This is a genomic window from Parasphingorhabdus sp. NYA22 (assembly GCF_976973735.1).
This window is the reverse complement of the sequence record NZ_OZ333477.1, coordinates 3,549,031-3,555,848: the sequence shown is the minus strand read 5'-3', so window position 1 is coordinate 3,555,848 and position 6,818 is coordinate 3,549,031. Positions and strand designations below refer to the sequence as shown.

Below are 6,818 nucleotides of genomic sequence, written 5' to 3'. Positions count from 1 at the left end.
CCCCCGACATCTTCCCCGTGGCGCGCGATCACAACGCCGACAATTGACCGCAGATCCTGAATTCAGCAGCCTTCAATACCCCCAGCCATGGGAATGAATCGGGCGCAACTGTCCGTTGCTGAAAACACGTTTTCAACGATGATCTCTATTTTCAAATTAGGCTTCGTTATGGCAATCACAGCCACCAGCCGAGCCTCCTTAGTAAGCGCCTCTGTGTGAGTCGATCAAGGGCGGCGCTGTAAAAAAAATGAAATATATCGATTGACAGCGACAAGCCGTGGATTTTGCTAAATATCTTTTTAAGCTGCTGAAATGTAAGCAATATATGCTGTGGATAATGATGTATAACTCGCGAATCGCGGAGTCAGCTAGGGTTCTGGTTAATGGGGAAATGATCATAGAAAATCGGCATAGAAAACCTGCCTCAGCGCATCTTGTCAGCAAAGGGACGCAAATAGGCTTGCCAAAGGCGCTGCGATTTGGCAATGGCGCTCGCCTGACCTCGACGATGCCGATATGCATCTTGTCATGGGGGCGATTAGCTCAGTTGGTAGAGCGCTTCGTTTACACCGAAGATGTCGGCGGTTCGAGCCCGTCATCGCCCACCACCACCCCGACATCGGATCGGGGATGGTTCGCTAGGGCGAATCGCTTCAGCCGAAATTCAATAACGCGATAACGCAGGCCAGTGACAAGACAGCTGCGCCTGTCATTGGAAAGAATCGCATTCGATTTTCGGGCAGCGTTGTGGCGGCAAAGTCATCGCGGGACCGGTGACCCGTGATCATCGGTCCGACGAGATTCGCCTTCAGGAGAAAATGATAGACAGCGATCGCCGTGATATGGAGTCCGATCAGCGCCGCCAGCAGGTTGAAGTTGAATTCGTGGACCTCGGCCAACTGTCTGCCGGTATCGAAGGAAACCAGCACGGCAAGTGGCCCTGATTCGAGGCCATCGACATCCACGGAAAATAATCCGGTCCCAATCTGGGTGACAAGCGCCAGCAGCAAGGCGAAGACGCCGAACACGGCCAAAGGGCTGTGGCCAAAGCTTGCGCTATATTCCCGGTTGCGCAATTTTCGGACATAGGATTTTAGAAAGCCGATTCGTCGCACCATGGGGGCAAAGCGTGCCGTCCATGTCCCGATCAATCCCCATATCAGCCGAAAAAGGACCAGACCGAACATGGTCAGGCCGAGGGTTCTGTGCCAGTCCATATAGCCCTCTTCTGCGGTCCACCAGAGGAGGGGGACAAGAACCACCATCAGCCAGTGAACCAGCCGGACGGCCCAGTCCCAGACCAAGATAGGCGCCGGATCGGTATTCATGGCGCGCTAGTCGTCCAGACGATATTTGTCATGACAGGATTTGCACGTGCCGCCCGTGGTCTTGAACGCAGTCGCGATTGCTGCGACATCGCCGCCCTGAGCAGTAGCGTCGAGATCTGCGGCGGCCTCCTGCATCGCAGCGACCTTCTCGTTAAAATCCTCTGTTTCTTCCCAAATAATCGGCAGGGCTTCAGTTTCTACGCCTGATTCGGGGCCGGTGCCCGCAGGAAACCAGTCGACCATGCCAGCGGCCTCTTTCGGTACAACCGCAGTAGCGGCCTGAATTTTGGCAACATCAGGGCTGTCGGCTTTCAACTGGTCACTAATCGCCTTGAATGCCTTGCCGATATTCTTGAGTTGCGCCTGTCGTGCTTCGATCTGTGCTTTGACGGTCATTCCATTGGCCAGCACGACATTGGCTGTTTCCGAAGCAGCGTCTGTTTCGCCAGTGTCTCCGCAGGCGGAAAGCAGGGTCAGTCCGGCAAGAACCGGTACTATCAATTGAATTTTTCTGCGTTTCATCACATTCTCCATCAAGCCAAAGATGCTTCAGACTAACGGAACTGGACATAAACGCAATCGGCGGCGTCTCTCGAAAGTAACGATTTTCCCGAAAGCCGTTGTCGGCTCGTAGTCTGATCGAAGGCGCAATCAATCTTCGGCCAGCGTTTCTTCCAGCAATGCAGCGGCCTTCGCACCATCCCAATCCATGGCTCCTATAACCCGCCACACTTCCTTGCCCTGCGCGTCGTAGAGGACGGTGGTCGGCATAACGCCAGATCCGAAACCGAAACTCAGGCCATTTTCGGGGTCGACATAGGGTTCCAGTTCTTCAAATTCGCTTCGCTCGAAAAACGGGATCACTTTTTCCGCGCCCTGAATGTCCTGCGAGACAACCAGAACCTTAAGCCGGCTTTTCTCGTGCGCAGCCAGATTATCCAGCATCGGCATTTCTACGATGCACGGTCCGCACCAGGTCGCCCAAATGTTGACGAGTAGCGGCTTGCCGATAAAATCGCTCAATTGCACGGTGCTTCCATCGGGTGCTTGGAAAGACGTGCCCACCATGGCTGTCCCTCGCTGGGAAATGTCGAGCTTGCCGACCATGGCCTTGCCGCTCTCGATGACCTTTCCCGCTTCTTCGGCATTGGTGCCAGCAAATTCTTGCCCCGCTTCGCTCGAGTCTCTATCGCAAGCCGTTAGGTTCAACCCCAAGATCATGAACAGGACGGTTCGCATCACAAAAGGCACAAAAAATTCCAATATCATGTGGGGCGGCAGGTTTGCCGATGGCCCTTCTTCAATCATGCGGGAGATAAACGCGTCAATCCCGTTCGACAAGAAATTATGGCGACATGATATTCGCGCCAGTCTGGCGCATGTTGCCATGTTGGCGGAACAGGACATCGTCGAAGCGGCGGACGCGACGCAAATCATAAACGGCCTGAACCAGATTGCCCAGGAATATGAAACAGACGGCGTGACCGAAGATCTCGACCTCGAAGATATTCATATGCACGTCGAGGCCCGGCTCTCCGAAATCATCGGTCCGGTAGCGGGCCGTCTGCATACTGCCCGTTCGCGGAACGACCAGGTCGCGACCGATTTCCGGCTTTGGGTGCGCGATGCGATGGACATGGTCGATGACGCCTTGGGGAGTTTGCAGACGGCTCTGGTAGTTCGCGCTGAAGAACATGCCGATACGATCATGCCGGGTTTTACCCATTTGCAATCGGCTCAGCCAGTGAGCCTTGGCCATCATATGATGGCCTATTACGAGATGATCCGGCGGGACCGCTCGCGTTTCGCCGATGCGCGCAAGCGGATGAACGAATCCCCGCTCGGCGCTGCCGCGCTGGCCGGAACCGGCTTTCCAATTAATCGTGAGAAAACGGCGTCGATGCTGGGCTTTGATGGCCCTACCGGGAATAGTCTCGATTCGGTCTCCGACCGGGATTTCGCGCTCGACTATCTGATGGCGGCGACCCAGTGCAGCTTGCATCTCTCGCGACTGGCAGAAGAGTTCGTGATCTGGGCGAGCCAGCCTTTCGGTTTCATCAAACTGCCGGACAGTTTTTCAACCGGTTCATCAATCATGCCGCAGAAGCGCAATCCCGATGCCGCGGAACTGGTGCGCGGCCATTGCGGGCGAATTGCCGGTGCGATGAACGCGCTGGTGATCACGATGAAGGGCCTGCCACTCGCCTATTCGAAAGACATGCAGGACGACAAACCGCCGGTGTTCGAAGCCCATGACCTGCTCGGCCTGTCGATCGCCGCGATGACCGGCATGATTGCCGAAGTGGAATTCAGCGGCAGCCGGATGCGTGCTCTGGCCGAATCGGGTTTTTCGACTGCGACCGATTTCGCCGACTGGCTGGTACGGGAAGCCAAGCTGCCGTTCCGCGAAGCGCATCACGTCACCGGAGCGGTGGTATCTCTCGCTGAAGAGCAGGGCTGTGGTTTGGCCGATCTGACGCTCGAACAGTTTCAGGCCATTGATGGTCGGATCAATGCCGATGTGTTCAGCGTGTTAAGCGTCGATGCTTCTGTGGCCAGCCGATCCAGCTATGGCGGGACTGCGCCTGATCAAGTACGGGTTCAGGTTGCAAAGGCCAAAAAAGCATTGGGGCCGGAGAGCTAAAATGAACAAAATCCATTCGATCCTGTTGCTGACCGGCGCGACCATGATACTGGCCGCGTGCGGCAACCGTGGCGCATTACAGCCAGCGAAAGGTGAGGCTCTGCCGCCTCCTGTCTATGGTGAAATGACAACACCCAGCGGAGAAGACCTGCTGGTCCCGTCGAGCCAGGCCATGCCGGAGCGTAGCGATGAACTGCTCCGCCGGTCGGAAAAACGGCAGGATGACGAATTCGATCTGCCACCTCCCGGTTAACTCCCATTCCACACGTTTGAAAGTATAAGATATTGGACCATTTCCAGCTCAAAAATGGTAAATTGCACGCGGAAGATATTCCGTTGTCACAAATTGCGGAAGAGGTCGGGACACCGGTCTATGTCTATTCGCGCGCGACGCTTGAACGCCATGCGCGGGTATTTCGCGAAGGGCTCAAAGATGCCGGTAAAATCCATCTTGCCTTTGCGGTAAAAGCAAATCCCAATCTGGCGGTTCTCCGGATATTGGCAAATCAGGGCTATGGCGCGGACGTCGTTTCCGGTGGCGAATTGCAACGTGCTCTGGCGGCCGGCATGAAAGCGGAGGACATTGTCTTCTCCGGAGTTGGCAAAAGCCGAGAAGAGCTGACCCTTGGTCTCGAAAAAGGCATCGGCCAGTTTAATTTGGAATCGGAAGAGGAAGGCCAGATGCTGGCGGAAATCGCGGCGGCCCGCGGCGAGAAAGCTTCCGCAACACTGCGCGTGAATCCGGATGTCGATGCTGGCACCCATGCCAAGATTTCGACTGGCAAGAAAGAAAATAAATTCGGGGTCGGTATAGATGTCGCGCCTGATATTTACGCGCGGCTGACCAAACTCGACGGATTGAACCTGCGCGGAGTCGCCGTGCACATTGGCAGCCAGTTGCAGAGCCTCGATCCGCTGGAAAAATGCTATGCGAGAATGGGCGAACTGGTCGCACAATTGCGGAGTGCCGGTCACGTCATCACCAATGTCGATCTGGGCGGCGGTCTGGGTGTGCCTTATAAGCCCGAAGACAATCCGCCGAGCCCGGCTGAATATGGCGCCATGGTCGCGCGAGTGACCAAGGGCTGGGATGTTACGCTGATGTTTGAACCCGGCCGTGTGATCGCCGGAAATAGCGGCGTCATGATCACCAAGGTAATCCGGATCAAGCCGGGCGTGAATAGTGACTTTGTCATTGTCGACGCGGCGATGAATGATCTTATGCGGCCTGCCATCTATGACGCCTGGCATGATTTTGAAGCGGTAGAACCAAGTGGTGAGACGATGGTTGCTTCGATTGTTGGTCCGATCTGCGAAAGCAGCGACATTTTTGCCAAGGAACGGACCGTCGATCGGGTCGAAACTGATGATCTGGGGATTTTCCGGACGGCGGGGGCCTATGGCGCGACTATGGCCAATACTTATAACAGCCGGCCTTTAGTGCCGGAAGTGCTGGTCGATGGTGATCGCTATGCTGTGGTTGCCGAGCGAATCGAACCGGCGACGATCATGGCGGCGGAGCATGTACCCGACTGGCTGAAATAATGCGTCACGCCCGCGCCCGCCGGGGGTGACCAACTATATTAGGTGAATGCTATGAACCAGTTGCCTATTTTCGTTAATTTGCAGGGTCGCAAGATTCTTCTCTTGGGACGTGGCGAAATGGCGGACGCCAAAAGGCGGCTCTATGAGCGTGCCGGAGCGGTAATCACCGATGATGAAAATGCCGATGGCCTGACGCTGGCTGTGGTCGCGCTGGAAAATGACGATGAGGCGATCGCGGCGGTCGCGCGTCTGAAAGCCAGAGGTCTGCTGGTCAACGCCGTCGACCGGTCGGCGCTGTGCGACTATACCACTCCCGCCATCATCCACCGCGATCCGGTGCTGCTTGCCATTGGTACGGGCGGAGCCTCGGCAGGGCTGGCAAAGGCGCTGCGGCAGCGGCTGGAGCAATTGCTGCCAGCTAGCCTTGGGACACTGGCAACCGCCTTGCACGATGCGCGAGAACGGATACAGCAGACGTGGCCGGATGGCGCAGTACGCCGAAAAGCCATTGATGCAGTGCTTGACCCTGGCGGCCCGCTGGACGTGCTGGTCGATCATGAATTGGAAGATTTGGAGGCATGGCTGGACCAGCCGCATGGCGAGTCCCGTTCGCAAGTCATCGATCTGGAACTGGCGAGCGCGGATCCCGATGACCTAACCTTGCGTCAGGCGCGCTGGCTGGGGCAGGCGGACCAGATTTTTGCAAGTGACGATGTGCCGGAAGCAGTGCTCTCTCGAGCGCGTGCCGATGCACAGCGTTTCGTTCTGACATTATGGGACGAGCGACCTACGGATGGTTTGACCTTGCGGATACGGATGAAAGCATGAACGGATTTTCCCAAATTGCCGGTGCCGATATCGTCACGGTGCTGCAAACGGCCCTGGCTCCCGCATTTCTGCTGGTCGGCATCGGAGCCATGCTCAATCTGTTCGCTGGCCGTCTGGCGAGGATCATAGACCGGTCACGCGACCTGCAGGAGCTTTTCAAGTCCACCAGCGGAAAGGACCATGAGCTTGTCGTTGCGGAACTGGGAGACCTTCAGGTGCGTCTTAAGGTGGTCAATAGCGCCATATTCCTGAGCGTTATCAGTGCTATAACCGCCTGTGGGCTGATCGGCATATTGTTCATCATGGAATTGACCGGCCTCGATCTTTCCGTGGCCATCGGGAGCGCATTCGTTGTTGCGATAAGCCTGCTTTCGATCGCTCTGATCCAGTTCTTGCGGGAAGTACGGATCGGCGTTCGCGATTTCATGATCCGTGAAGAATATCTTGAAAAATCGGATAGCGCGCAATGAAAA

8 protein-coding genes and 1 tRNA gene are annotated in these 6,818 nt (G+C 56.1%); 6 read left to right on the top strand and 3 right to left on the bottom strand.

Annotated features, from left to right (window positions below):
- Nucleotides 1-532: 532 nt before the first annotated feature.
- Nucleotides 533-608 (top strand) — tRNA-Val (locus ACWFTY_RS16990).
- A gap of 45 nt (nucleotides 609-653) precedes the next feature.
- On the opposite strand, the gene ACWFTY_RS16985 is transcribed toward ACWFTY_RS16990, so the two are convergent.
- From ACWFTY_RS16985 to ACWFTY_RS16975, 3 genes are all read right to left on the bottom strand, one after another.
- Nucleotides 654-1,328, bottom strand: a complete 675-nt coding sequence (locus ACWFTY_RS16985) for a cytochrome b/b6 domain-containing protein (RefSeq protein ID WP_447525354.1) — start codon at nucleotides 1,326-1,328, stop codon at nucleotides 654-656.
- A 6-nt stretch (nucleotides 1,329-1,334) separates the two neighbouring features.
- The gene (locus ACWFTY_RS16980; protein WP_447525353.1) at nucleotides 1,335-1,850 is read right to left on the bottom strand and encodes a c-type cytochrome; all 516 of its coding nucleotides are present in this window, start codon (nucleotides 1,848-1,850) and stop codon (nucleotides 1,335-1,337) included.
- 129 nt (nucleotides 1,851-1,979) lie between these two features.
- Nucleotides 1,980-2,597: a TlpA family protein disulfide reductase gene (locus ACWFTY_RS16975; protein ID WP_447525352.1), complete on the bottom strand. Its 618-nt coding sequence runs from the start codon at nucleotides 2,595-2,597 to the stop codon at nucleotides 1,980-1,982.
- Here ACWFTY_RS16975 and argH point away from each other — a divergent pair.
- The 5 genes from argH to ACWFTY_RS16950 are packed head-to-tail and all read left to right on the top strand — an operon-like array spanning nucleotide 2,596 to nucleotide 6,815.
- Entirely contained in the window at nucleotides 2,596-3,972 is a 1,377-nt protein-coding gene (gene argH / locus ACWFTY_RS16970; RefSeq protein ID WP_447525351.1) for an argininosuccinate lyase, read from the top strand. The genes ACWFTY_RS16975 and argH overlap by 2 nt on opposite strands.
- A gap of 1 nt (nucleotide 3,973) precedes the next feature.
- Nucleotides 3,974-4,225: an LPS translocon maturation chaperone LptM gene (lptM, locus tag ACWFTY_RS16965; RefSeq protein ID WP_447525350.1), complete on the top strand. Its 252-nt coding sequence runs from the start codon at nucleotides 3,974-3,976 to the stop codon at nucleotides 4,223-4,225.
- A 32-nt stretch (nucleotides 4,226-4,257) separates the two neighbouring features.
- Nucleotides 4,258-5,517, top strand: coding sequence for a diaminopimelate decarboxylase (gene lysA, locus ACWFTY_RS16960; RefSeq protein ID WP_447525349.1), 1,260 nt, complete (start codon nucleotides 4,258-4,260; stop codon nucleotides 5,515-5,517).
- Between the two features lie 51 nt (nucleotides 5,518-5,568).
- Entirely contained in the window at nucleotides 5,569-6,345 is a 777-nt protein-coding gene (locus ACWFTY_RS16955) for a siroheme synthase (protein WP_447525348.1), read from the top strand.
- The gene (locus ACWFTY_RS16950; RefSeq protein ID WP_447525347.1) at nucleotides 6,342-6,815 is read left to right on the top strand and encodes a DUF2721 domain-containing protein; all 474 of its coding nucleotides are present in this window, start codon (nucleotides 6,342-6,344) and stop codon (nucleotides 6,813-6,815) included. Before ACWFTY_RS16955 ends, ACWFTY_RS16950 begins: the two co-directional genes overlap by 4 nt.
- Nucleotides 6,816-6,818: the final 3 nt, after the last annotated feature.